The 22,524-nt window shown below is 73.4% G+C and carries 22 protein-coding genes and 1 pseudogene; 15 read left to right on the top strand and 8 right to left on the bottom strand.

Features of this window, described 5'->3' with window-relative positions:
• Window positions 1-482, bottom strand: a 482-nt coding sequence (locus AC2CJA_RS09585; protein ID WP_484602239.1) for a hypothetical protein, incomplete at its 3' end; no start/stop codon positions are given.
• Between the two features lie 306 nt (window positions 483-788).
• On the opposite strand from AC2CJA_RS09585, the gene dnaE reads away from it, so the two are divergent.
• On the top strand, window positions 789-4,331 hold the full coding sequence (dnaE, locus tag AC2CJA_RS09580) for a DNA polymerase III subunit alpha (RefSeq protein ID WP_484602238.1): 3,543 nt from the start codon (window positions 789-791) through the stop codon (window positions 4,329-4,331).
• Window positions 4,332-4,442: 111 nt separating this feature from the next.
• On the opposite strand, the gene AC2CJA_RS09575 is transcribed toward dnaE, so the two are convergent.
• The gene (locus tag AC2CJA_RS09575; RefSeq protein WP_484602237.1) at window positions 4,443-4,616 is read right to left on the bottom strand and encodes a hypothetical protein; all 174 of its coding nucleotides are present in this window, start codon (window positions 4,614-4,616) and stop codon (window positions 4,443-4,445) included.
• A gap of 316 nt (window positions 4,617-4,932) precedes the next feature.
• Here AC2CJA_RS09575 and AC2CJA_RS09570 point away from each other — a divergent pair, with 316 nt between their 5' ends.
• The 4 genes from AC2CJA_RS09570 (at window position 4,933) to AC2CJA_RS09555 (ending at window position 8,975) form a co-directional block, all read left to right on the top strand.
• On the top strand, window positions 4,933-6,306 hold the full coding sequence (locus AC2CJA_RS09570; RefSeq protein ID WP_484602236.1) for an NYN domain-containing protein: 1,374 nt from the start codon (window positions 4,933-4,935) through the stop codon (window positions 6,304-6,306).
• A 66-nt stretch (window positions 6,307-6,372) separates the two neighbouring features.
• Window positions 6,373-7,374, top strand: a complete 1,002-nt coding sequence (locus AC2CJA_RS09565; protein WP_484602240.1) for an ABC transporter ATP-binding protein — start codon at window positions 6,373-6,375, stop codon at window positions 7,372-7,374.
• On the top strand, window positions 7,371-8,201 hold the full coding sequence (locus AC2CJA_RS09560) for an ABC transporter permease (RefSeq protein WP_484602235.1): 831 nt from the start codon (window positions 7,371-7,373) through the stop codon (window positions 8,199-8,201). The genes AC2CJA_RS09565 and AC2CJA_RS09560 overlap by 4 nt, the downstream gene beginning before the upstream one ends.
• A gap of 96 nt (window positions 8,202-8,297) precedes the next feature.
• Complete coding sequence (locus AC2CJA_RS09555; protein WP_484602234.1) at window positions 8,298-8,975, top strand: hypothetical protein; 678 nt, start codon at window positions 8,298-8,300, stop codon at window positions 8,973-8,975.
• Between the two features lie 80 nt (window positions 8,976-9,055).
• Here the strand turns inward: AC2CJA_RS09555 and ybaK are convergent, their stop codons facing one another.
• From ybaK to AC2CJA_RS09540, 3 genes are all read right to left on the bottom strand, one after another.
• Complete coding sequence (gene ybaK / locus AC2CJA_RS09550; protein ID WP_484602233.1) at window positions 9,056-9,559, bottom strand: Cys-tRNA(Pro) deacylase; 504 nt, start codon at window positions 9,557-9,559, stop codon at window positions 9,056-9,058.
• Between the two features lie 127 nt (window positions 9,560-9,686).
• Window positions 9,687-10,466, bottom strand: coding sequence for an LON peptidase substrate-binding domain-containing protein (locus AC2CJA_RS09545; RefSeq protein WP_484602232.1), 780 nt, complete (start codon window positions 10,464-10,466; stop codon window positions 9,687-9,689).
• A 93-nt stretch (window positions 10,467-10,559) separates the two neighbouring features.
• A complete protein-coding gene (locus tag AC2CJA_RS09540; protein ID WP_484602231.1) occupies window positions 10,560-12,179 on the bottom strand; it encodes an oxidoreductase in 1,620 nt (539 codons plus the stop codon).
• A 174-nt stretch (window positions 12,180-12,353) separates the two neighbouring features.
• Between AC2CJA_RS09540 and hisD the strand changes: the two genes are divergently transcribed.
• The 8 genes from hisD (at window position 12,354) to hisF (ending at window position 18,389) form a co-directional block, all read left to right on the top strand.
• Complete coding sequence (gene hisD, locus AC2CJA_RS09535) at window positions 12,354-13,673, top strand: histidinol dehydrogenase (RefSeq protein WP_484602230.1); 1,320 nt, start codon at window positions 12,354-12,356, stop codon at window positions 13,671-13,673.
• Entirely contained in the window at window positions 13,670-14,785 is a 1,116-nt protein-coding gene (locus tag AC2CJA_RS09530; RefSeq protein ID WP_484602229.1) for a histidinol-phosphate transaminase, read from the top strand. The genes hisD and AC2CJA_RS09530 overlap by 4 nt, the downstream gene beginning before the upstream one ends.
• Window positions 14,782-15,372, top strand: a complete 591-nt coding sequence (hisB, locus tag AC2CJA_RS09525) for an imidazoleglycerol-phosphate dehydratase HisB (RefSeq protein WP_484602228.1) — start codon at window positions 14,782-14,784, stop codon at window positions 15,370-15,372. The genes AC2CJA_RS09530 and hisB overlap by 4 nt, the downstream gene beginning before the upstream one ends.
• 205 nt (window positions 15,373-15,577) lie before the next feature.
• Window positions 15,578-15,742 carry a hypothetical protein gene (locus tag AC2CJA_RS09520; RefSeq protein ID WP_484602227.1) on the top strand — a complete coding sequence of 55 codons (165 nt, stop codon included), beginning with the start codon at window positions 15,578-15,580 and terminating at the stop codon, window positions 15,740-15,742.
• Window positions 15,739-16,380 carry an imidazole glycerol phosphate synthase subunit HisH gene (hisH, locus tag AC2CJA_RS09515; protein ID WP_484602226.1) on the top strand — a complete coding sequence of 214 codons (642 nt, stop codon included), beginning with the start codon at window positions 15,739-15,741 and terminating at the stop codon, window positions 16,378-16,380. The genes AC2CJA_RS09520 and hisH overlap by 4 nt, the downstream gene beginning before the upstream one ends.
• A gap of 48 nt (window positions 16,381-16,428) precedes the next feature.
• Entirely contained in the window at window positions 16,429-17,160 is a 732-nt protein-coding gene (gene priA / locus AC2CJA_RS09510; RefSeq protein ID WP_484602225.1) for a bifunctional 1-(5-phosphoribosyl)-5-((5-phosphoribosylamino)methylideneamino)imidazole-4-carboxamide isomerase/phosphoribosylanthranilate isomerase PriA, read from the top strand.
• A complete protein-coding gene (locus tag AC2CJA_RS09505) occupies window positions 17,157-17,618 on the top strand; it encodes a RidA family protein (RefSeq protein WP_484602224.1) in 462 nt (153 codons plus the stop codon). The genes priA and AC2CJA_RS09505 overlap by 4 nt, the downstream gene beginning before the upstream one ends.
• Window positions 17,619-18,389: an imidazole glycerol phosphate synthase subunit HisF gene (gene hisF, locus AC2CJA_RS09500; protein WP_484602223.1), complete on the top strand. Its 771-nt coding sequence runs from the start codon at window positions 17,619-17,621 to the stop codon at window positions 18,387-18,389. It abuts the gene before it with no gap.
• 26 nt (window positions 18,390-18,415) lie between these two features.
• Here the strand turns inward: hisF and AC2CJA_RS09495 are convergent.
• The 3 genes and pseudogenes from AC2CJA_RS09495 to AC2CJA_RS09485 all read right to left on the bottom strand — a co-directional run.
• Window positions 18,416-18,784 (bottom strand): annotated as a pseudogene (locus AC2CJA_RS09495) (MBL fold metallo-hydrolase); the annotation flags it as partial.
• A gap of 2 nt (window positions 18,785-18,786) precedes the next feature.
• Window positions 18,787-19,419, bottom strand: a complete 633-nt coding sequence (locus AC2CJA_RS09490) for a TIGR03085 family metal-binding protein (RefSeq protein ID WP_484602222.1) — start codon at window positions 19,417-19,419, stop codon at window positions 18,787-18,789.
• Window positions 19,420-19,469: 50 nt separating this feature from the next.
• A complete protein-coding gene (locus AC2CJA_RS09485; protein WP_484602221.1) occupies window positions 19,470-20,300 on the bottom strand; it encodes a hypothetical protein in 831 nt (276 codons plus the stop codon).
• Window positions 20,301-20,451: 151 nt separating this feature from the next.
• Here AC2CJA_RS09485 and hisI point away from each other — a divergent pair, with 151 nt between their 5' ends.
• On the top strand, window positions 20,452-20,835 hold the full coding sequence (hisI, locus tag AC2CJA_RS09480) for a phosphoribosyl-AMP cyclohydrolase (RefSeq protein ID WP_484602220.1): 384 nt from the start codon (window positions 20,452-20,454) through the stop codon (window positions 20,833-20,835).
• Window positions 20,832-22,367, top strand: coding sequence for an anthranilate synthase component I (locus AC2CJA_RS09475; protein WP_484602219.1), 1,536 nt, complete (start codon window positions 20,832-20,834; stop codon window positions 22,365-22,367). The genes hisI and AC2CJA_RS09475 overlap by 4 nt, the downstream gene beginning before the upstream one ends.
• Window positions 22,368-22,524 lie beyond the last annotated feature (157 nt).

Raw genomic sequence — 22,524 nt, 5'->3', positions numbered from 1 at the left:
CCCCGGTGCAGCCAGGCGGCTGCCGCCAGGCCGACGGCCACATGCGCGGCCAGCAGCAGCCACGGGGCGGCCGGATGGGCGGCCACCGGCAGCGGGGAGGCGCCGGAGGCCGTCATCCGCGCCAGTGGCGTACCTAGGTCGCCGCCCGCGCACAGCAGGTCCAGGCCGACCGCGCGCAGCGGCCCGGCCACCGGGCCGCCCGCCTGCCCGTAGCAGGCGTGCTGCCCGGTGGTGAAGACGGTGTCGGCGGCCAGCTCCAGCGGCACCAGCAGCGCGGCGATCGCCCGGAAGCCCCGCTCGCGTCCGGCGAGCGCGAAGGCGATCGCGAAGACCGCCGCGCCGACCGCGAGGAGTGCCGGGTACGGAACAGGGTTTGCCGAGAGCAGCACATGGGCACCCGCGGACAGGACGAGGCACAGCGCGGTGAAGACCGCGGCGCGCACCGCCCGGATGCCTGTGTCGGAGAGACCGGTCCTGCCCATCGCAGCCGAGTGTGCCACGGCTGCCGCTAAGAAGTGCCTAAAGAACGGGCGCCGGGTGAGGATCGCAACACGAAGGACACCCGCGGCCGCGGCGGGGGCGGTGCGACCCGTGTGGCGCCGGAGGTTCCGCGGCAGGGGGCGTACGGGATCCCGAAGGGGCTTCCGGGCGCGCGGCGGCGGCCGGGTGGGCGGCACGCGGCGGGAACCCGCCGCACCCGCCGGGCGGCGGGTTCCCGCCGGCTCCTGGACGTAGACTTCGGAGCCGTTCGGAACTGCCGCAAGCCCGCTCGTTGGAGGTCCTCCGCCGTGGCCAAACCGCCGTTCACACACCTGCACGTTCACACGCAGTACTCCCTGCTGGACGGTGCGGCGCGGCTGAAGGACATGTTCGAGGCGTGTCAGGAGATGGGCATGACGCACATCGCCATGACCGACCACGGCAACCTCCACGGGGCCTACGACTTCTTCCAGCACGCCACCAAGGCGGGCATCACGCCGATCATCGGCATCGAGTCCTACGTCGCCCCGCAGTCGCGGCGGTACAAGCGGCGCGTCCAGTGGGGCCAGCCCCACCAGAAGCGCGACGACGTCTCCGGCTCCGGCGGTTACACCCACAAGACGATCTGGGCCTCGAACAAGGCCGGCCTGCACAACCTCTTCCGGCTCTCATCGGACGCCTACATGGAGGGCTTCTTCGTCAAGTGGCCCAGGACCGACCGGGAGATGATCGCCGAGTTCTCCGAGGGCCTGATCGCCTCCACCGGCTGCCCCTCGGGCGAGGTGCAGACCAGGCTGCGGCTCGGACAGTTCGACGAGGCGCTCAAGGCCGCCTCCGACTACCAGGACATCTTCGGCAAGGGCCGTTACTTCCTGGAGCTGATGGACCACGGCATCGAGATCGAGCGCCGGGTCCGCGACGGACTGCTGGAGATCGGCAGGAAGCTGGGCATCCCCCCGCTGGTCACCAACGACAGCCACTACACCTACTCCCACGAGGCCGAGGCGCACGACGCGCTGCTGTGCATCCAGACCGGCAAGAACCTCTCCGACCCCGACCGCTTCCGGTTCGACGGCTCGGGCTACTACCTGAAATCCACGGAGGAGATGTACGCCATCGACTCCTCCGACGCCTGGCAGGAGGGCTGCCGCAACACCCTCCTGGTCGCCGAGCAGATCGACGCCGACGGATGGTTCGAGAAGCAGGACCTGATGCCCCGCTTCCCCGTCCCCGAGGGCCACACCGAGGAGTCCTGGTTCCGCGAGGAGGTCCGCCGCGGCATGGCCCGCCGGTACTCCGGCGACGTCCCCGAGGACCGGCAGAAGCAGGCAGACTACGAGATGGACGTCATCGTCCAGATGGGGTTCCCCGGCTACTTCCTGGTCGTCGCCGACTTCATCATGTGGGCCAAGAACAACGGTATCGCCGTCGGCCCGGGCCGCGGCTCCGCGGCCGGCTCGATCGTGGCGTACGCCATGGGCATCACCGACCTCGACCCGATCGAGCACGGGCTGATCTTCGAGCGGTTCCTCAACCCCGAGCGCGTCTCCATGCCCGATGTCGACATCGACTTCGACGAGCGCAGGCGCGGCGAGGTCATCCGCTACGTGACCGAGAAGTACGGCGCCGACAAGGTCGCCCAGATCGGCACCTACGGCACCATCAAGGCGAAGGCCGCGATCAAGGACTCCGCCCGGGTGCTCGGCTACCCGTACGCCATGGGCGACCGCATCACCAAGGCGATGCCCGCCGACGTCCTGGGCAAGGGCATCCCCCTGTCGGGCATCACCGACCCCAAGCACCCCCGCTACAACGAGGCGGGCGAGATCCGGGGGATGTACGAGAACGAGCCGGACGTGAAGAAGGTCATCGACGCGGCCCGCGGCATCGAGGGCCTGGTGCGGCAGATGGGCGTGCACGCCGCGGGCGTGATCATGTCGAGCGAGCCGCTGATCGACCACGTGCCGGTCTTCAGTCCCAAGAACGACGGCGCGGTGGTCACCCAGTGGGACTACCCCACCTGTGAGTCGCTCGGCCTGCTGAAGATGGACTTCCTGGGCCTGCGCAACCTCACGATCATGGACGACGCCGTCAAGCTGGTGAAGGCCAACAAGGGCGTCGACATCACCCTGCTCGACCTCACGCTGGACGACCCCACGACCTTCGAGCTGCTCCAGCGCGGCGACACCCTGGGCGTCTTCCAGTTCGACGGCGGCCCCATGCGCTCCCTGCTGCGCATGATGAAGCCCGACAACTTCGAGGACATCTCCGCGGTCTCGGCCCTGTACCGGCCGGGCCCGATGGGGATGAACTCCCACATCAACTACGCGCTGCGCAAGAACGGGCAGCAGGAGATCACCCCGATCCACCCGGAGCTGGAGGAGCCTCTCAAGGAGGTCCTCGACGTCACCTACGGCCTGATCGTCTACCAGGAGCAGGTGCAGAAGGCCGCCCAGGTGCTCGCCGGGTACAGCCTCGGACAGGCCGACCTGCTGCGCCGGGCGATGGGCAAGAAGAAGAAGGAGGTCCTGGACGCCGAGTTCGTCAACTTCCAGAAGGGCGCCCGGGAGAAGGGCTACTCCGACGAGGCCGTCCAGGCCGTGTGGGACGTGCTGGTGCCCTTCGCCGGATACGCCTTCAACAAGGCGCACTCCTCGGCGTACGGACTGGTCTCCTACTGGACGGCCTACCTCAAGGCGAACTACCCGGCCGAGTACATGGCCGCCCTGCTGACCTCGGTGCGCGACGACAAGGACAAGTCGGCGGTCTACCTCAACGAGTGCCGTCGCATGGGCATCAAGGTGCTGCCGCCGGACGTCAACGAGTCCGAGGCGAACTTCACCCCGCGCGGAGACGACACGATCGTCTTCGGGCTGACCGCCGTGCGCAACGTCGGCCAGAACGTGGTGGACTCGATCGTCGCCTGCCGCAGGGCCAAGGGGAGGTACACCTCCTTCCCCGACTTCCTGGACAAGGTCGACGCGGTGGTGTGCAACAAGCGCACGGTCGAGTCGCTGATCAAGGCCGGCGCCTTCGACGAACTGGGCCACACCCGCAAGGGCCTGACCGCGCACTTCGAGACCATGATCGACAACGTGGTGCAGGTCAAGCGGAAGGAGGCCGAGGGGCAGTTCGACCTCTTCGGCGGGATGGGCGAGGAGTCCTCCGACAGCGGCCCCGGCTTCGGCATGGACGTGGAGTTCTCCCCCGAGGAGTGGGACAAGAGCTACCTGCTCGCCCAGGAGCGTGAGATGCTCGGCCTCTACGTCTCCGACCACCCGCTGTTCGGACTCGAACACGTGCTGGCCGACAAGACGGACGCGGCGATCTCCCAGCTCACCGGCGGAGACTTCTCCGACGGCTCGATCGTCACCATCGGCGGGATCATCTCCGGGCTCCAGCGGAAGATGACCAAGCAGGGCAACGCCTGGGCGATCGCCACCGTGGAGGACCTGGCGGGCTCCATCGACTGCATGTTCTTCCCCGCCACCTACCAGCTCGTCTCCACCCAGCTCGTGGAGGATGCGGTGGTCTTCGTCAAGGGACGCCTGGACAAGCGCGAGGACATCCCCCGGCTGGTCGCCATGGAGCTGATGGTCCCCGATCTGTCGGACGCCGCCTCCGACGCGCCCGTCACCATCACCATCCCCACCGTCAAGGTCACCCCGCCGCTGGTGGAGAGGCTGGGGGAGGTGCTCACCCACCACCGCGGCTCCACCGAGGTACGGGTCAGGCTCCAGGGCAGCCGCAAGACCACGGTGCTGCGCCTGGACCGGCACCGGGTCACCGCCGACCCCGCGCTCTTCGGCGACCTCAAGGCGCTGCTCGGCCCCTCCTGCCTGGCCGGCTGAGGCGGGCCGGAACCGGCCGGAGGGGCCGTACACGTGACGAGGCGCCCCGGATCCTTCCGGGACGCCCCGTGCGGTGGCCGCCGCGGTGCCGTGCGCGGCCGCCGGCCGGTGTCAGTTGTGGCCGAAGCGCCTGCGGTGCTTGCGCGCCACGTCGGCGGGTGTGCCCTGCGCGGCCGGCTGCGTCCGCGCCATCCGCTCGGCGGTGGTCCTCGACCGCTCCTGCGCCTCCTCGGCGGCGGTGCGCCCGCCGCGCCGCTCCCGGCCGTCCTTCTTGCGCTTGCCCACGATCGCCTCCTGCGCGGATCTCGGAACGATGGGCCGTGCCCAGCGTCGCACGCGTCCGCACAGCGCGCATCCCGGGCGATAACCCTCGGTGCTCGTCCCTGCCGGCCGGAAGGGATCTCCCGCACTGTGGACACCGGCCCCCGCCACGCCGAAGATCGAGGCGGAGCCCATAAGCCCTGTACGGTCGGGCAGACTCGAAACAGACTCGAAGAAGCGTGGCCGGGGCGAACGTGCCGCGGCCGTGCCAGACGTCACCGGCCCCGGCGGCCGCACCGGTCGTGCCAGTCGTGCCGGTCGTACCGAGAGTGGGTGGAGCGTGGACCGCTGCGTCGTCCTGGTGGACGCCGGATATCTCCTGGGCGCCGCCGCGAGCCTCCTGGCGGGCGAGCCCGCGCGCTCCCGGATCACCGTGGACCACTCCCTGCTCATCCAGGGGCTGCGCGAACGGGCCGAGCAGGACACGGGCTGCCGGCTGCTGCGCATCTACTGGTTCGACGGCGCCCCCGACCGGGTGCCCCAGCCCGAGCACCGGCGGCTGCGGGTGATGCCGCGTGTGACGGTACGGCTCGGCGCCCTGACCCGCAGTGAGGGGCGATGGGCGCAGAAGGGCGTGGACGCCGCCATGCACGCCGAGCTGACGGAGCTGGCCCGCAACCGCGCCTGCGCCGACATCGTGCTGGTCACCGGGGACGGCGACCTGCTGCCCGGACTGATGTCCGCCAAGGAGCACGGTGTCGCCGTCCACCTGTGGGCGGTCCAGGCCGCCGACGGCGACTACAACCAGTCCGAGGACCTGGTCGCGGAGGCCGACGAGCGGCGCGTTCTGGACCGGGAATGGATCACCCGCGCCGTACGGGCCAGGGACCTCACCGGGATCTGCCCGCCCCAGCAGCCCGAGATCGCCGCCATCCTCTCCGCCCCGCTGCCCGAACCCGCCCCCTCCGGCGGGAACGCCGCGGCAGCCTCCGGCTCCACGGGCGTCTCCGCGGCGGGCGCCGCGGATGCCGCGGGCACCGGAGGCAGGGCGGTCCAGGTCCCGGCCCCGGCCCAGACGCAGGCCCCGGGCGGGAGCGGTGCAGAGGCCCCTCTCCCCGGGGAGTTCGGCGAGGAAGCGGCCCGGGAGCCTGCGGACGGCCTCGGGGAAGGTCTCGCGGGAGAAGGGGAGCGGTCCGCCGACACCGGCCACGGCAGGGGCGTGCCCACCCCCAAGGACCTCGCCGGACTCGGCCGGCCCGCCGTGCAGCCCCACAACACTTCCCCCGCCCCCGCCGGCGCGACCCTGCGCTGGTCCTCCGACAAGGGCTGGGTCGACCGGAGCGCCGCCCCCGAGTCCCCCGAGGCCGCCGCCCTGCCGATGCTGGCCCAGCTCACCACCGCCGAGCAGCGGTGGGCCGACCGCGAGGAGGACATCACCACCGTCAGCGGCGACCCCTTCGAGGTCGGCCAGGTCTTCGCCCGCCGCTGGATCGAGCGGCTGGCCACCGCCGCCCACCTGAGGACGCTGTCGGGCGAGTACCCCCGCATCCCGCACCGCATCGACGGCGAGCTGCTGCGCTACGCCGCCCGCTTCGGCCTGCTCGCGCACAAGGACGACCAGATCGACGAACACGACCGCTACGCGATCCGCGCGGGCTTCTGGCGCGAGGTCGACGCCCGCACCACGAGGGAACGCGCACCCGCCGCGGAGTGATCCCGCGCCGGGCGCGTACCCTCGTAGCTCGTGAGTACGGGCACTGGGCAGACGGTGGGCGACGCGGTGGGCAGCGCGGACGGGCCGGGGCCGGCCGCCGTGCGCGTCCGCGATCTGGTCAAGACCTACCCCGCCCGGCGCGGCCGCCGCGGCACCCCGGCCACCCCCGCCGTACGGGCCAGCGACGGCGTCAGCCTGACCGTCCGGCACGGCGAGGTCTTCGGTCTGCTCGGCCCGAACGGCGCCGGGAAGACCACCCTGGTGCGGCAGCTCACCGGGCTGCTGCGCCCCGACTCCGGGCGCGTCGACGTCCTCGGCCACGATCTGGTCCGCCATCCGCGGCGGGCCGCGCGGCTGCTGGCCTACCTCGGCCAGGAGTCCACCGCGCTGGACGAGCTGACCGTCGCGCTGGCGGCCGAGACCACCGGGCGGCTGCGCGGTCTGGGCGCGGCGGCCGCGCGCCGTGAGAGCGACGGGGTCCTGGAGGAACTGGGGCTCGGCGCGATCGCCTCACGCCCCCTGAAACGGCTCTCCGGCGGCCAGCGGCGGCTGGCCTGTGTGGCGGCGGCGCTGGTGGGGGAGCGGTCCCTGCTGGTGCTGGACGAGCCGACCACCGGCATGGACCCCGTCGCGCGGCGCGCGGTGTGGGCGGCGGTCGACCGGCGGCGGGCCGAGCGCGGGGCCACGGTGATCCTGGTGACCCACAACGTCATCGAGGCCGAGCTGGTTCTGGACCGGGTCGTGGTGATGGACCGCGGCAGGGCGGTCGCCTGCGGCACCCCCGCCGGCCTGAAGGCCATGGTCGGTGAGGACGTGCGGCTGGAGCTGGTGTGGCGCGACCGGCCGCCGCTGGAGGTCCCCGAGGTCGCCGCGCTGCGCCCGGACGCCGTGCAGACGGGCCGCCGCTGGACGCTGCGGCTGCCCCCCGAGGAGGCGCGTGCGGCGGTCGCCGCCGTCACCGGCGGCCCGGCGTTCGCCGCACTGGACGACTTCACCCTCGCCACGCCGAGCCTGGAGGACGTCTACCTGGCGCTGGGGGGACACACGGAAGGTCTGGTGAAGGTGTGAGCACGGCTGTGGCGAGGACCCGGCGGGAGGCCGCCGGGGCCGGCGGGAAGGAGCAGGGGACGGGAGCCGCCCCGCTGGCCCCGGGCGCGGGACTGTGGCCCGCCCTGGGCGCCGTCTACCGGGCGCAGCTCTCCCGGGCGCGGGTGGCCCGCATCCCGCTGCTGTTCGTGGCGACCTTCCAGTCGGTCGGGATCATGGTCCTGATGCGCGGGGTCGTCGACGGAGGCCCCGGGGAGGAGGCGCGGGCGGTGGTGGCCGGCTCCAGCGTGCTGGTGGTCGCCTTCGTCGCGCTCAACCTCCTCGCCCAGTACTTCGGCCAGCTGCGCGCCTCCGGGGGCCTGGACCACTACGCCACCCTGCCGGTGCCGCCCGCCGCGGTGGTGCTGGGCACGGCCGGCGCGTACGCCTCCTTCACGGCGCCCGGCACGGCGTTCACCGCGGTGGCCGGCTGCCTGCTCTACGGGCTTCCGCTGGACGGCCTGTGGCTCCTGGCCGCGGTGGTGCCGCTGGCCGGAGCGGCGCTCGCCGGACTCGGCGCGGCCCTCGGCCTGCTCGCGCCCCGCCAGGAACTCGCCACGCTCTGCGGGCAGCTCGGCATGTCCGCGGCCCTGCTGCTGGGCGTGCTCCCGGCCGGAGGACTGCCGGAACCGGTCCGGCTGCTGAGGGACCTGCTGCCCTCGACGTACGGTGTGGAGGCGCTGGCCGCCGTCCTCGGGCCCCGGCCGCGCTGGGACGAGGTGGTCCTCGACCTCGGTGTGTGCGCCGCCGTCGGGGCCGCGGCGCTGGCCGCCGCGGCCTGGGCGTACCGCCGGGCCGCGGTGCGCTGACCACCGGCCGCCGCGGGGGGCCGCCGCCCCGGCCGGGTGATCGCGGTGCGCGGTACCGCCGGGCGGACCGGGGGCCGGGCCTGGCACGATGGCAGGGTGACCGCACCGACGCCTCCCTCCCCGAACCACGGCCCGTCCCGGCCGGACCAGTCCTACGACCCCTGGGGGAGCGCCCCGCACGGCAAGGACCCCGGCGAGGGCGGGGGCGCGGGCGCCCCGGCCGGCCGGGAGGCCCTCGAAGCGGTGGCGGTGGCGGCGGCCGTGGCGGCCCTGGGAGTGGTGCTCGGGCTGCTGTGGCTGTGGCTGGCGCCCAGGGTCCCGCTGATCTCCGACGGCACCGCCGTCTATCTCAGGGACTCCGAGGGCGAGGAGACGGTCGGCGCGGACGGCACGTTCGTCCTGCTGGCCCTGGGCCTCGGCACGCTGAGCGGGGCCGCGGTCTTCCTCGCCCGGCGCCGCGGCGGCGTCGGCGTGGTGATCGGTCTGGCCGCCGGTGCGCTGGCGGGCTCACTGCTGGCCTGGTGGCTGGGCGTGCAGCTCGGCCCGGACCAGGACGTGGCCGCCCGGGCCGGGGCCGTGGGCGAGGGCAGGGTCTTCGACGCCCCGCTGGAGCTCCACGCCAAGGGGGCGCTGCTGGCGTGGCCGCTGGCCGCACTGGGCGTCCATCTGGCCCTCACGTCCCTGTTCGGCCTCCGGGATCCCGAGCCCGCGCACCCGCCCCACCCCGGATGGGGTCCGCCGCCGGACGTCGCGGAGGACCGGCCGGGGGCGTGAGGCCCCCGGCGGCCGGTGCACCGCTCCGTCCGCCGCCCCGCTCACGGCTTCCGGTGCGGCCCCGGACCGGGGTGGAGCGGCTACCGGGAACGGGCGATCGGCGCCGTCACCGCGCCGGTGAGCTTCACCAGATCGGCGGGGGTCAGCTCGATCTCCAGACCCCGGCGCCCGGCCGAGACGCAGACCGTGGCGTGTCCCTGAGCCGAGGCGTCCACCACCGTGGGCAGCGCCCTGCGCTGACCCAGCGGCGAGATCCCGCCGCGCACGTAGCCCGTGGCGCGCTCGGCCGCGGCCGGGTCCGCCATCGCGGCCCGCTTGCCGCCGGCCGCCGCCGCCAGCGCCTTGAGGTCCAGCGAGCCGGAGACGGGGACGACCGCCACGGTCAGCGCGCCGTCGACATCCGCGACGAGCGTCTTGAACACCTGTTCCGGGGCGACCCCGAGAGCCTCGGCGGCCTCCGCCCCGTAGGAGGGGGCCGCCGGGTCGTGCTCGTAGGAGTGGAGGGTGAAGTCCACGCCCGCCTTCGTGGCGGCCACCGTCGCCGGGGTGCCTCCGGCCCCCGCCTTCTGCTTCTTCCTGGCCATGCTCGCCGTGCCTCGCGTCGGTCGGTGTGCGGTGTTCGGTGTGCGGTCGCCGTGCCCCGGCGGCACACCGGTTCTCGGGCTGTGCGGTTCGGGCCGTGCGGTTCGGGCCGTGCCGGTTCGGGCTGTGTCAGTTCGGGCTGGTCGGCACGCGGGTGAGGTCCGCCGCGGGAACGGACGGGAGCCTGCCGATCAGCGCCGTCTCGCGCCTGAGGATCCTCAGCTCCTCGGCCAGCCGTGTGGCGGTGTCCGGAGCCTGCAGAAGCCGCTGCCTGGTCGGGGTGTCCAGGGCGGCGGCGGCGGCCACCAGGTACGACACCACCGACGGCTCGTCCGGCAGCTCCTGGCCGCCGGCCAGGGTCCTCTCCCGTGCGCCGGCGAGCTGCTTCTGGTAGGCGCGGAAGGCCCGCAGCACGCCGGCGGCGAGCGCACCCGCCCCCTCGCCGCCGTCCTCCGCCAGCTCCTCGACCTCGCCGACCAGATACGGCCCCGAGGCGTCCACGGACAGCAGCCGGAAGCGGGTGGTGCCGGTGGCGAGGACCTCGTAGCCGTCCCCGGTCCCGCCCTCCCGCTCCCCGCCGGCCTCCTCGTCGCCGGAGCGCTCACGGATGGAGGTGGCGTCGGCGACGCAGCCCACGGTGTGGAAGGCACGCATCGGGTCGGGGCCGAAGCCCGCGGCCGGCCCGGCGGCGGCCCGTGCCGTGGGGTCCGGCATCCCGGTCGCGGTGGGGGCGACTTCGCGGCCGTCCCGGATGGCGACCACCCCGAAGCGGCGCGGTGCGTCCTCGGGGATCTCCAGCAGGTCGCGCATCAGGGCGCGGTACCGCTGCTCGAAGATGTTCAGCGGCAGTACCAGCCCCGGGAACAGCACGGTGTTGAGGGGGAAGATCGGTAGGCGCGTGGTGGTCACAGCCGCAGCCTACGGCCTCCCCGCCGCGGGACGCCTCCGTCATCCGCCACCCGCCCGCCGCACGCGCCCGCCACATCCGTCCGCCCGGCGCGCTCACTGGCGTCTCAGCAGCCGGGTGGCACCGGCCGCGACGGTGGTGGCCAGCACCCAGCCGAGCATGATCAGCGCCGCGGCCGTCCACTGGTAGGCGCCCGCGGGCCTCCAGTGACTGTCCTGACCCAGGTCGATCACCGGCAGCAGCAGGTCCAGGACGTACAGCGGGGCGTTCCAGTGCGGCGACTCCCCGGGCTTGAGCGGAGCCGGGGGCCGCCGGACGAACAGCATCGTGCCCGAGGCCCACAGCACCGCCATCCACAGGGCGGCCTGGCCCGGCCGGTAGCCGTAGGCGACCGTCCAGTCCTGCAGGTAACCCCACAGCTTGGCGGCCAGCGGCAGCGTCTCGCGGCGACGGCGCTGCTTGGCCAGCAGCACCACGCGCGCGTCCGCGTCCTCCCCGCTGCTGCGCATCACCGCCGCGAGCTGCTCGTAGGGCTCCGGGGCGTACTCCGGCGTCGCCGTCTCCAGCCACCGCAACCGCTGGGCGAGGGTGAAGCGGCCGCGCGGGATGAGGTTCTGGTAGGTGAACCCGGCCATCCACAGCCCCTCGTCCACCGGCCAGCTCTCCACCCTGTCCACCAGGTTGTCCACGGTCGCCCCGGCGAGCACCACCCGCCCGCCGCCTGGCCGCTCGGGAGTGAAGCACAGCTCCGGGGTCTGGACGCGGCGCAGCGACAGCTCCTGGTCGCGCTGGAGGTTGAAGCGCGCGTCGTCCAGCACCAGGGAGTCCCCGAACCTCCCGTCGTCCAGCTTCACCCCGCCGGTGCACTCGAAGCGCTTGACGCGCCGCACCATGTGGCTGTGCTCGTCCGGAGGCGGCCAGGAGGTGCCGCCCGGCGGTGTGGTGCCGTGGACGACCGGCAGCCGGCGCGGGCCGGAGGAGGCGAAGTGGGCGAAGTGCTCAACGGTCATCTGCGGTGCGTACAGCGCGTACTGCCCGTTGCCGCTGCGCAGGACGCTGCCGTACATGAACAGCGAGCCGCCGATCTCCGCGCCGCGCAGGCCCACCTCCCCCTGGGCGAGCATCAGGCTGGCCTGGAGGTCCTGGGCGACCTGGATCCCGTCGGCGGAAAGCGACCGCACACGCTCCCCGCGGCCGACCGTCATCTCGTTGAGCATCAGGTCCGTGCCTATGGAGGCGTCGGTGATCCGGACGCCGCCGGGGATGGTGCAGCGCGGCAGGTGGAGGTCGCCCTCGGTGCTCATCCGGGCGGCCTCCAGCCGGGGTATGTGGCAGTCGATCATGCGGGCGGTGACCAGCCGGCACTCGTGCAGCAGCACCTCCTGCTCGAAGCGGCACTGCCGGAACTCGAAGTACGGCTCGACCGTCCCGCCGGACAGGTCCAGCCGACCCGTCACGTACACGCCGGTCAGCTGCAGGGACGCGACACGCCCGAGCAGCGGCGGCGGGCCGTGCAGCAGGAGCAGGGCGACGACACGGGCCCGCACCGTCCGCTGCGGCCCCCACGCGTGGTCGCCGTTCGGGTCGTCCAGCTCCGCCTCGCCCGAGCGCAGGTCATGCTCGCTGCCGTTGCGGAAGGCCTGCCACATGCCCCACTCCGCGGTGGTCAGCAGGATGCCGGGCGGCGGATCCCCGTTGTTCGGAACATCACTCACGACGTGTCCCCCAAGTCGCAGAAAGCACTGCGTGACGGTTGCGACGCTATCGGTCAGCACTGACATCTGAATGCCCTCCCAGGGCCCACCCGTACCGCGTATCACGCACTGATACGGGGCGCCGGGCACCGGATCGCGTCTGAGACACTGGGACACGTGCTTCGATCCGTATCCATGACCCGACTCGACCTGCGCGGACGCGACCTCGCCGCCGCCGGGGTCGAGCGGGAGCTGCTGCCCCGAGCCGAACTCGACGTCGAGGCCGCCCTGGAGAAGGTGCGGCCGATCTGCGACGCGGTGCACCATCGCGGCACGGCTGCGGTGATCGAGTACAACGAGCGCTTCGACGGCGTGCGGCTGGAGCGCGTACGGGTCCCGGCCGAGGCCCTGGACAAGGCACTGGCCGACCTCGACCCCGCGGTGCGGGCGGCGCTGGAGGAGTCCGTCCGCCGTGCCCGGATCGTCCACCGCGACCAGCGGCGCACCGACTCCACCGTCCGCGTCGTCCCCGGCGGCACCGTCACCGAGCGGTGGGTGCCCGTCGAGCGGGTGGGCCTGTACGTGCCCGGCGGGCGGGCCGTCTACCCGTCGTCCGTGGTGATGAACGTGGTGCCCGCGCAGGAGGCCGAGGTCGGCTCGCTGGCCGTCGCCTCACCGCCGCAGAAGGGGTTCGGGGGGCTGCCGCACCCCACGATCCTGGCCGCCTGCGCCCTGCTGGGCGTCGACGAGGTGTACGCCGCCGGCGGCGCCCAGGCCGTGGCCATGTTCGCCTACGGCACCGAGGAGTGCGCACCCGTCCAGCTGGTCACCGGCCCCGGCAACATCTGGGTCGCCGCGGCCAAGCGCCTGCTCAAGGGCCGCATCGGCATCGACTCCGAGGCCGGCCCCACCGAGATCGCGATCCTCGCCGACGACACCGCCGACGCACGCCACGTCGCCGCCGACCTGATCAGCCAGGCCGAGCACGACACCCTGGCCGCCGCCGTCCTGGTCACCCCCTCCGAGGCGCTGGCCGACGCCGTCGACTCCGAGCTGACCTCCCAGGTGGCCTCCACCAAGCACGCCGAGCGCATCGCCGAGGCGCTGGCCGGACGGCAGTCCGGCACCATCCTGGTGGACGACCTGGACCAGGGCCTGGCGGTGGTGGACGCCTACGCCGCCGAGCACCTGGAGATCCAGACCGAGGACGCCGCCTCCGTCGCCGCCCGGGTCCGCAACGCGGGCGCGGTCTTCGTCGGCCCCTGGGCCCCGGTCTCGCTGGGCGACTACTGCGCCGGCTCCAACCACGTGCTGCCCACCGGCGGCTGCGCCTGCCACTCCTCCGGACTGTCCGTGCAGTCCTTCCTGCGCGGCATCCACGTCGTGGACTACACCCGCGACGCGCTGGCCGACGTGGCCCACCACGTGGTCACCCTGGCGGAGGCCGAGGACCTGCCCGCGCACGGGGCGGCCCTCAAGGCGAGGTTCGACTGGAAGGTGCCCCAGGGAAAGTGAGCGGCATCGACGACCTGCCCATCCGGGACGAGCTGCGCGGCCAGTCCCCCTACGGGGCGCCGCAGCTGGACGTGCCCGTACGGCTGAACACCAACGAGAACCCCTACCCGCTGCCCGAGGCGCTGGTGACCCGCGTCGCCGAGCGTGTCGCCGCGGCCGCCCGCGAGCTCAACCGCTACCCCGACCGCGACGCGGTCGAGCTGCGCGGCGAGCTGGCCCGCTATCTCACCCGCACCGCCGGGCACGAGGTCGCCACGGAGAACGTCTGGGCCGCCAACGGCTCCAACGAGGTGCTCCAGCAGCTCCTCCAGGCGTTCGGCGGCCCGGGGCGCACCGCGATCGGCTTCGAGCCCTCGTACTCGATGCACGCCCTGATCGCCCGCGGTACCGGCACCGGCTGGATCTCCGGGCCGCGCGACGAGGACTTCACCATCGACGTGGAGGCGGCGAGGACGGTCATCGCGGAGCGCCGCCCGCACGTGGTCTTCGTCTGCTCGCCCAACAACCCCACCGGCACGGCCGTCGACGCCGAGACCGTGCTGGCCCTGTACGAAGCCGCCCAGGCCGCCCGGCCCGCCATGGTGATCGTCGACGAGGCGTACGGCGAGTTCAGCCACCGGCCCTCGCTGCTGCCGCTGATCGACGGCCGCCCGAACCTGGTGGTCTCGCGCACCATGTCCAAGGCGTTCGGCGCCGCCGGACTGCGGCTGGGCTACCTCGCCGCCCACCGGGCAGTGGTCGACGCCGTCCAGCTGGTGCGCCTGCCGTACCACCTGTCCGCCGTCACCCAGGCCACCGCGCTCGCCGCGCTGGAACACACCGACACACTCCTCGGTTACGTCCGGCAGCTCAAGGGCGAGCGGGACCGGCTGGTGGCCGAGCTGCGGGCGGTGGGCTGCGAGGTCACCGACTCCGACGCCAACTTCGTGCAGTTCGGGAACTTCGACGGCCCCGGCGGCGCCCACGCGGTGTGGCAGGCGCTGCTGGAGCGGGGCGTGCTGGTCCGGGACAACGGAGTGCCGGGCCGGCTGCGGGTCACCGCGGGCACTCCGGCCGAGAACGACGCGTTCCTCGACGCGGTACGCGCAGTACTGAAGGAGAACAACCGATGAGCCGTGTGGGTCGCGTCGAGCGCACCACCAAGGAGACCTCCGTCGTCGTCGAGATCGACCTCGACGGCACCGGGAAGGCCGACGTGTCGACCGGGGTCGGCTTCTACGACCACATGCTCGACCAGCTCGGCCGCCACGGGCTGTTCGACCTCACGGTCAAGACCGAGGGCGACCTACACATCGACAGCCACCACACCATCGAGGACAGTTCGCTGGCGCTCGGCGCCGCCTTCCGGCAGGCGCTGGGCGACAAGCGCGGCATCGTCCGCTTCGCGAACGCCTCGGTGCCCCTGGACGAGTCCCTCGCCCAGGTGACCGTGGACCTGTCGGGGCGGCCGTACCTGGTGCACAGCGAGCCGGAGAACATGGCACCGATGATCGGCAGCTACGACACCACGATGACCCGGCACATCCTGGAGTCCTTCGTCGCCCAGGCGCAGATCGCCCTGCACGTCCACGTCCCCTACGGACGCAACGCACACCACATCGTGGAGTGCCAGTTCAAGGCGCTGGCCCGCGCGCTGCGCTACGCCAGCGAGATCGACCCGCGCCAGACGGGGATCCCCTCCACCAAGGGTGCTCTGTGAACGTCGCGCGCGTGGCCGCCGGGCCGCTGCCGGCGGTGATGCCCGCGCTGTGCCGCGCGGGCGGAGAAGTGAACGGAAGGAACGCTGTGAACGTCGCGCGCGTGGCCGCCGGGCCGCTGCCGGCGGTGATGCCCGCGCTGTGCCGCGCGGGCGGGGGCGAGGGCACCACTGTGCCGGAGGTACAGGGAGAGAACGGAGGAACACCGTGAGCGGTGTCTCCATCCTGCTGATCTTCGTGGGGCTCTTCCTGCTCGGCGGTGCCATCTCCTTCTGGAGACAGCGGATGCCCAAGGGGGTCATCACCCTGCTCGGAGTCGGAGCCGCCCTGTCCCTGATCGCCGGAATCCTGCGTCTGGAGGTGTGGTCATGACGGAGAGGAAGAAGGTCGTCGTCTTCGACTACGGCTTCGGCAACGTGCGTTCGGCCGAACGCGCCCTGGCCCGGGCCGGCGCGGAGGTGGAGATCACCGGCGACTACGACACCGCGATGAACGCCGACGGGCTGCTCGTGCCCGGCGTCGGCGCCTTCGCCGCCTGCATGACGGGTCTGCGCAGGGCCCGCGGCGACTGGGTCGTCGAGCGCCGGCTCGCCGGCGGGCGCCCGGTGATGGGCATCTGCGTCGGCATGCAGATCCTGTTCGGCCGGGGCATCGAGCACGGCGTCGAGGCCGAGGGCCTGGACGAGTGGCCCGGCACGGTCGGCCCGCTCAAGGCGGACGTCGTGCCGCACATGGGTTGGAACACCGTCGAGGCGCCCGGGGACTCCAGGCTGTTCGCGGGCCTGCCCGCCGACGCCCGCTACTACTTCGTGCACTCCTACGCCGTGCACGACTGGGAGCTTGAGCCCACCAACCCCGCCATGGCGGCACCCAGGGTCACCTGGGCCACCCACGGCGAGCGGTTCGTCGCCGCCGTGGAGAACGGCCCGCTGTGGGCCACCCAGTTCCACCCCGAGAAGTCCGGCGACGCCGGCGCGCAACTGCTGACCAACTGGGTCAGCACCCTCTAGCCCCACCCGCCACCACACCGACCCCCAGGATCTTAGGACCGCCCGCTGATGAGCACCCACCGTCTGGAACTCCTCCCCGCCGTCGACGTCCGCGACGGACAGGCCGTCCGCCTCGTGCACGGCGAGTCCGGCACCGAGACCTCCTACGGCGACCCGCTGGAGGCCGCCCTGGCCTGGCAGCGGGCGGGAGCGGAGTGGCTGCACCTGGTGGACCTGGACGCCGCGTTCGGCACCGGTGACAACCGCGAGCGGATCGCCGAGGTCGTCCGCACCATGGACATCAGGGTCGAGCTCTCCGGCGGCATCCGCGACGACGCCTCCCTGGCCGCCGCGCTGGCCACCGGCTGCACCCGGGTGAACCTGGGCACCGCGGCCCTGGAGAGCCCCGAGTGGGTCGCCAAGGTGATCGCCGAGCACGGCGAGAAGATCGCCGTCGGCCTCGACGTGCGCGGCACCACCCTGCGCGGGCGCGGCTGGACCCGCGACGGCGGCGACCTCTACGAGACGCTGGAGCGCCTGAACTCCGAGGGCTGCGCCCGCTACGTCGTCACCGACATCGCCAAGGACGGCACCCTCAAGGGTCCCAACCTCCAGCTGCTGAAGGACGTCTGCGCCGCCACCGACCGTCCGGTCGTCGCCTCCGGCGGCGTCTCCTCCCTCGACGACCTGCGCGCGATCGCGACCCTGGTGCCCGAGGGGGTCGAGGGAGCCATCGTGGGCAAGGCCCTCTACGCCAAGGCGTTCACCCTGGAAGAGGCCCTGGAGGCAGTGTCCCGATGACGGAGTCCGCGGCGGTGGGACGGCAGAACGGCGCAGACGGGGAGACGGGCGGAGACGGCCGGCGGCTCCGGCGCGTGCGCGGCGACAGCCCCTGGGAGGAGACCATCGGCTTCGCCCGGGCCGTCGAGATCGGCGACCGGATCCTCGTCGCGGGCACGATGCCCCTGGTCGACGGGGCGATCCAGGGCGAGGGCGATCCGTACGTCCAGGCCATGACCGCCTTCGAGCGCGCCGTGGCGGCCCTGGAGCCGTTCGGCCTGGACGTCCGCTCCGTCGTCCGCACCCGCATGTACATAACCCACGCGCGCGACGTGGAGGAGGTGGGCCGCGCCCACCGCGAGGTGTTCGGCTCCGTCCGCCCCGTCGCGACGCTCGTGGTCGTCTCCGGCTTCGTCGACTCGCGCGTACTGGTCGAGGTGGAGATCGAAGCCTTCCGCACACCGAAGGAGCACGCCTAAGTGTCCCTGGCCGTACGAGTCATCCCCTGCCTGGACGTGGACGGCGGCCGGGTCGTCAAGGGGGTCAACTTCCAGAACCTGCGCGACGCCGGCGATCCGGTCGAGATGGCGAAGGTGTACGACGCGGAGGGCGCCGACGAGCTGACCTTCCTCGACATCACCGCCTCCTCCGGCGACCGCGAGACCACCTACGACGTGGTGCGCCGCACCGCCGAGCAGGTCTTCATCCCGCTGACGGTGGGCGGCGGCGTGCGCACCACCGAGGACGTGGACAAGCTGCTGCGGGCGGGCGCGGACAAGGTGGGCGTCAACACCGCCGCCATCGCCCGCCCGGAACTGATCCGGGAGATCGCCGAGCGCTTCGGCAGCCAGGTGCTGGTGCTGTCGGTGGACGCCCGCCGCTGCCCGGAGGGGACGGTGACGCCCTCCGGCTTCGAGGTCACCACGCACGGCGGCCGGCGCGGCACCGGTGTCGACGCGGTGGAATGGGCGCACCGGGCCGCCGAACTGGGGGCCGGGGAGATCCTGCTCAACTCCATGGACGCCGACGGCACCAAGGACGGCTACGACATCGCCATGGTCGGCGCCGTCCGCAAGCACGTCACCATCCCCGTCATCGCCTCCGGCGGGGCGGGGAAGCTCGCCGACTTCGCCCCGGCGGTGGAGGCGGGCGCGGACGCGGTGCTGGCCGCGAGCGTCTTCCACTTCGGAGACCTGCGCATCGGGCAGGTCAAGAACGCCCTGCGCGAGGCCGGCCACCCGGTGCGCTGACCGGTGGCCCGGACGGCCCGTCCGCCTCAGGCGCCGTCACCCGCGGCCCGCTCGGCCCCGCGCAGGGCCGCGCCCGCCTCCCGGGGGATCGGGGCGCCGTGCCCGAAGCAGGCGGTCTCCGTCTCCAGGGCGGCCAGCCGGCGGAACGACTCCATCGCGCGGGCGCGGTCGAGGTTGAACACCCCCAGGATGGTGCGGCCCTCCACGTTCGCGATCGCGTCCCCCGCGAAGAGCACCCCGTGCGCGGGAAGATGGAGCGCGATGCTGCCGTCGGTGTGCCCGGGCGCGGCCACCACCCGGGCCCCGCCGCCGAAGCCGACCACGTGGAGGACCTCCGTGCCGTGCCGTTCGCCGCCGGCTTGAACGGAGCCCGGCCGGAAGGGCGCCGGGACGGGTGTCAGAGGCCGAGCTTCGCCTCGCGTACGCGCGCCACGGACTTCTCGTCGCCCTCCAGCTCCACCCGTGCCGAGTCCTGCCGGCCGGAGACGAAGAGCAGCAGTTCACCGGGCTCGCCCGTGACGGTGACCACCGGGGCGCCCTTGCGGGCCACCGCCACCTGGCCGTTGGGGCGGCGCAGCACCAGGCCGACCGGGCACCGGCGGCCGTAGGCGCGGGCGGTGGTCTCCAGCCGCCGCCACAGGGCGTCGGCGAGGACCGGGTCGATCTCGCGCGGCGTCCAGTCCGGCCGGGCCCGCCGGACGTCCTCGCCGTGGATGAAGAACTCCACGGTGTTGGCCGCCTCGTCGACCTGCTTGAGGGAGAAGGGCGACATCTTCGGCGGGCCGGTGCGGACGAGCTGGATCAGTTCCTCGTAGGGCTTGGCCGCGAACTCCTGCTGCACACGCTCCAGCCGGGGCCGCAGCGCCTTGAGGAGTATCCCGCCGGCGGCGTCCGCGCGGCGCTCGCGCACCACGACATGGGCCGCCAGCTCCCTGGTCCGCCACCCCTCGCACAGGGTGGGCGCCTCGGGCCCGTAGGTCTCCAACAGGTCGGCGAGCAGAAGGCGTTCGCGCCGGGCGTGGGTCGACATACGGCCACCCTACGACCGTGCGCCGACCCACGCCACGCACCGCGCCCGGGTCAGTCCGGCAGCGGTGCGTCCAGCTCCGGGCCGTCCACCTCGTTGCTGAGCGTGAGGGAGCAGGTGACCTGGTCCTCACCCCGGTTGTACGTCAGCAGCGTCGGAAAGATGGCGTAGTAGTAGTACGTCCTGTCCTGCGGCATCCGGGCCAGCCGCTTCTCCACGTCCGCCTTGCACAGCGACATGACCTCCTTCCGCAGCTCCGCCTGGGTGCCGAAGTCCCCGGTGATCGTCTCGTTGGCGATCACCTCGCCGTCGTGGGGCTCGTCGCAGGGCCGCTCCTCGACCTCGGTGACGTCGCTGCTCAGCGCCGGGTGGTCGAAGCAGGCGCCCGGGTCGAGTACCACGTACAGCACGAGGTCGCTGGGCATCGTCGTCACCTCGGGCGCGGGCGCGTCCGTGGAGGGCTCCCGTGCCGGCTCGTCGCCCGCCTCGGCGGTGGGGGAGGGGTCGGGAGAGGCCGGGGCGCTGGACGCGCCGTTCGGCTCCGCCCGGTTCCCGCCGCTCCCGCCGCCGGCGGCCAGCAGCACGCCTCCGACGATCAGCCCCGCGACGACCACCGCGGCGATGATGATCGCCGCGATCCTCCCGCCGTTGCCCCCGCCGCCTCCGCCCGGCGGGGGAGGGTAGGGACCGGGCGCACCGGGACCGCCGGGTGCGCCCGGATAGCCGTGTCCGCCGTACCCGCCAGGGGCTCCGGGCGGTCCGGGCGGGCCTCCCGGAGCCGGGTAGCCGTAACCGCCCGCGGGCGGGCCGAAGCCCTGCGGCGGACCGAAAGCGCCGCCTGGGCCGGGATTGCGCGCGCCGTCGGGCGGCGGTGGATAGCTCATGGCGGAAGAATGCCGTACAGCACGGACATGCCAAATCCCGGGTGCGTCACAACACTGCCACAGCGCCGTGCGGTGCGCGCCGCGGGCCACGTCCGTCCCGGTTCCCGGGCGGGGTTCGCGGTGAGCGCCGCCGCGACGGCACAATGACCCCATGCCCCGATCCCCACTCGACCCCGCCGTCGCCGCCCGCCTCAAGCGCACCGCCGACGGCCTGGTGCCCGCCATCGCCCAGCAGTACGACACCGGTGAGGTGCTGATGCTCGGCTGGATGGACGACGAGGCCCTGCACCGCACCCTCACCACCGGCCGCTGCACCTACTGGAGCCGCAGCCGCGGCGAGTACTGGGCCAAGGGCGACACCTCCGGGCACGTCCAGCACGTGAAGTCCGTGGCCCTGGACTGCGACGGCGACACCGTGCTGGTCAAGGTCGACCAGGTGGGCGCCGCCTGCCACACCGGGGACCGCACCTGCTTCGACGCCGGTGAACTGCCGCTGGGCGGTCCCGCGGCGGCGTGGGAGGGGAGCCCGGCATGACAGCCCAGGCCACCTCCCCCGGCGCCTCCCCGGACCTGGAGACCTTCCGCACGCTGGCCAAGGACCGCCGCGTCGTCCCGGTCACCCGGCGCCTGCTCGCGGACGGCGACACCCCCATCGCGCTGTACCGCAAACTCGCCGCCGAGCGCCCCGGCACCTTCCTGCTGGAGTCGGCGGAGAACGGACGCACCTGGTCGCGCTACTCCTTCGTCGGCGTACGCACCTCCGCCACCCTCACCGTGCGCGACGGGCAGGCCCACTGGCTGGGCGCCCCGCCCGTCGGCGTCCCCGCGGGCGGGGATCCCCTGGAGGTCCTGCGCGCCACCGTCGAGGCCCTGCACACCCCCCGCGACCTGCACCGCGACGCCGACCTGCCGCCCTTCACCGGCGGCATGGTCGGCTACCTGGGCTACGACACCGTGCGGCGTCTGGAGCGCATCGGCGACAGCGCCCGCGACGACCTGGGGCTGCCCGAGCTGACCATGATGCTCACCTCCGACCTCGCGGTCCTCGACCACCGCGACGGCACGGTGCTGCTGATCGCCAACGCCATCAACCACAACGACCTCGACACCGGGGTGGACGAGGCCCACGCCGACGCCGTGCGCCGTCTGGACGCCATGGCCGCCGACCTCGCCCGGCCCGCGCCCGCCATGGCCGCCTCGCTGCCGGCGCCGGAGCTGCCCGAGTACGCGGCCCTGTGGGGCGGGGCGGCCTACCGGGGGGCCGTGGAGGAGATCAAGGAACGCATCCGCGCGGGCGAGGCGTTCCAGGTGGTGCCCTCGCAGCGCTTCCAGGCACCCTGCCCGGCGAGCGCGCTGGACGTCTACCGCGTGCTGCGCGCCACCAACCCCAGCCCGTACATGTACCTGCTGCGCCTGGAGGGCTTCGACGTCGTCGGCTCCAGCCCCGAGGCCCTGGTGAAGGTCGAGGACGGGCGGGCGATGATGCACCCCATCGCCGGGACCCGCCCGCGCGGCGCCACCCCGCGGGAGGACGCGGCCCTGGCCGAGGAGCTGCTGGCCGACCCCAAGGAGCGTGCCGAGCACCTGATGCTCGTCGACCTGGGCCGCAACGACCTGGGCCGGGTCTGCGAGCCCGGCAGCGTCGAGGTCGTGGACTTCATGTCCATCGAGCGCTACAGCCATGTGATGCACATCGTCTCCACGGTCACCGGGCGGCTGGCGAAGGGCCGCACCGCCTTCGACGCGCTCACCGCCTGCTTCCCGGCGGGCACCCTCTCCGGTGCGCCCAAGCCGCGCGCGATGCAGATCATCGAGGAGCTGGAACCGGCCCGGCGCGGTCTGTACGGCGGCTGCGTGGGCTATCTGGACTTCGCCGGCGACGCCGACACCGCCATCGCCATCCGCACCGCGCTGCTGCGCGACGGGACGGCGTACGTCCAGGCGGGCGCCGGGGTCGTGGCCGACTCCGACCCGGCGGCGGAGGACGCCGAGTGCCGCAACAAGGCCGCGGCGGTGCTCAGGGCGGTGCACACCGCCGGACGGCTCGGCGGTAGCGTGGTGGAGTGATTTCCCCGCACACGCCCCCTTCCTCCCCCGAGCCCGCACCCCGGACCGAGGAGCCCACGGAAGCCTCCCCGGGCACGCGGCGCGCGCTGGGCGCCGCGCTGACCGCCGGCGCGCTGGGCGCCGCCGCGGTGCTCGTGGCCGCCGGGCAGGTCTGGGG

It is taken from the genome of Streptomyces sp. ATLC9, assembly GCF_057196705.1.
This window is presented reverse-complemented; position numbering and strand designations above follow the sequence as displayed.

Coding starts and splice junctions, on each gene's coding strand:
- AC2CJA_RS09485 (WP_484602221.1), bottom strand. CDS start 20,300: ATGAGCTATCCACCGCCGCCCGACGGCGCGCGCAATCCCGGCCCAGGC.
- AC2CJA_RS09505 (WP_484602224.1), top strand. CDS start 17,157: ATGACGGAGTCCGCGGCGGTGGGACGGCAGAACGGCGCAGACGGGGAG.
- hisB (WP_484602228.1), top strand. CDS start 14,782: ATGAGCCGTGTGGGTCGCGTCGAGCGCACCACCAAGGAGACCTCCGTC.
- AC2CJA_RS09490 (WP_484602222.1), bottom strand. CDS start 19,419: ATGTCGACCCACGCCCGGCGCGAACGCCTTCTGCTCGCCGACCTGTTG.
- hisD (WP_484602230.1), top strand. CDS start 12,354: ATGACCCGACTCGACCTGCGCGGACGCGACCTCGCCGCCGCCGGGGTC.
- ybaK (WP_484602233.1), bottom strand. CDS start 9,559: ATGGCCAGGAAGAAGCAGAAGGCGGGGGCCGGAGGCACCCCGGCGACG.
- hisI (WP_484602220.1), top strand. CDS start 20,452: ATGCCCCGATCCCCACTCGACCCCGCCGTCGCCGCCCGCCTCAAGCGC.
- hisH (WP_484602226.1), top strand. CDS start 15,739: ATGACGGAGAGGAAGAAGGTCGTCGTCTTCGACTACGGCTTCGGCAAC.
- priA (WP_484602225.1), top strand. CDS start 16,429: ATGAGCACCCACCGTCTGGAACTCCTCCCCGCCGTCGACGTCCGCGAC.
- AC2CJA_RS09475 (WP_484602219.1), top strand. CDS start 20,832: ATGACAGCCCAGGCCACCTCCCCCGGCGCCTCCCCGGACCTGGAGACC.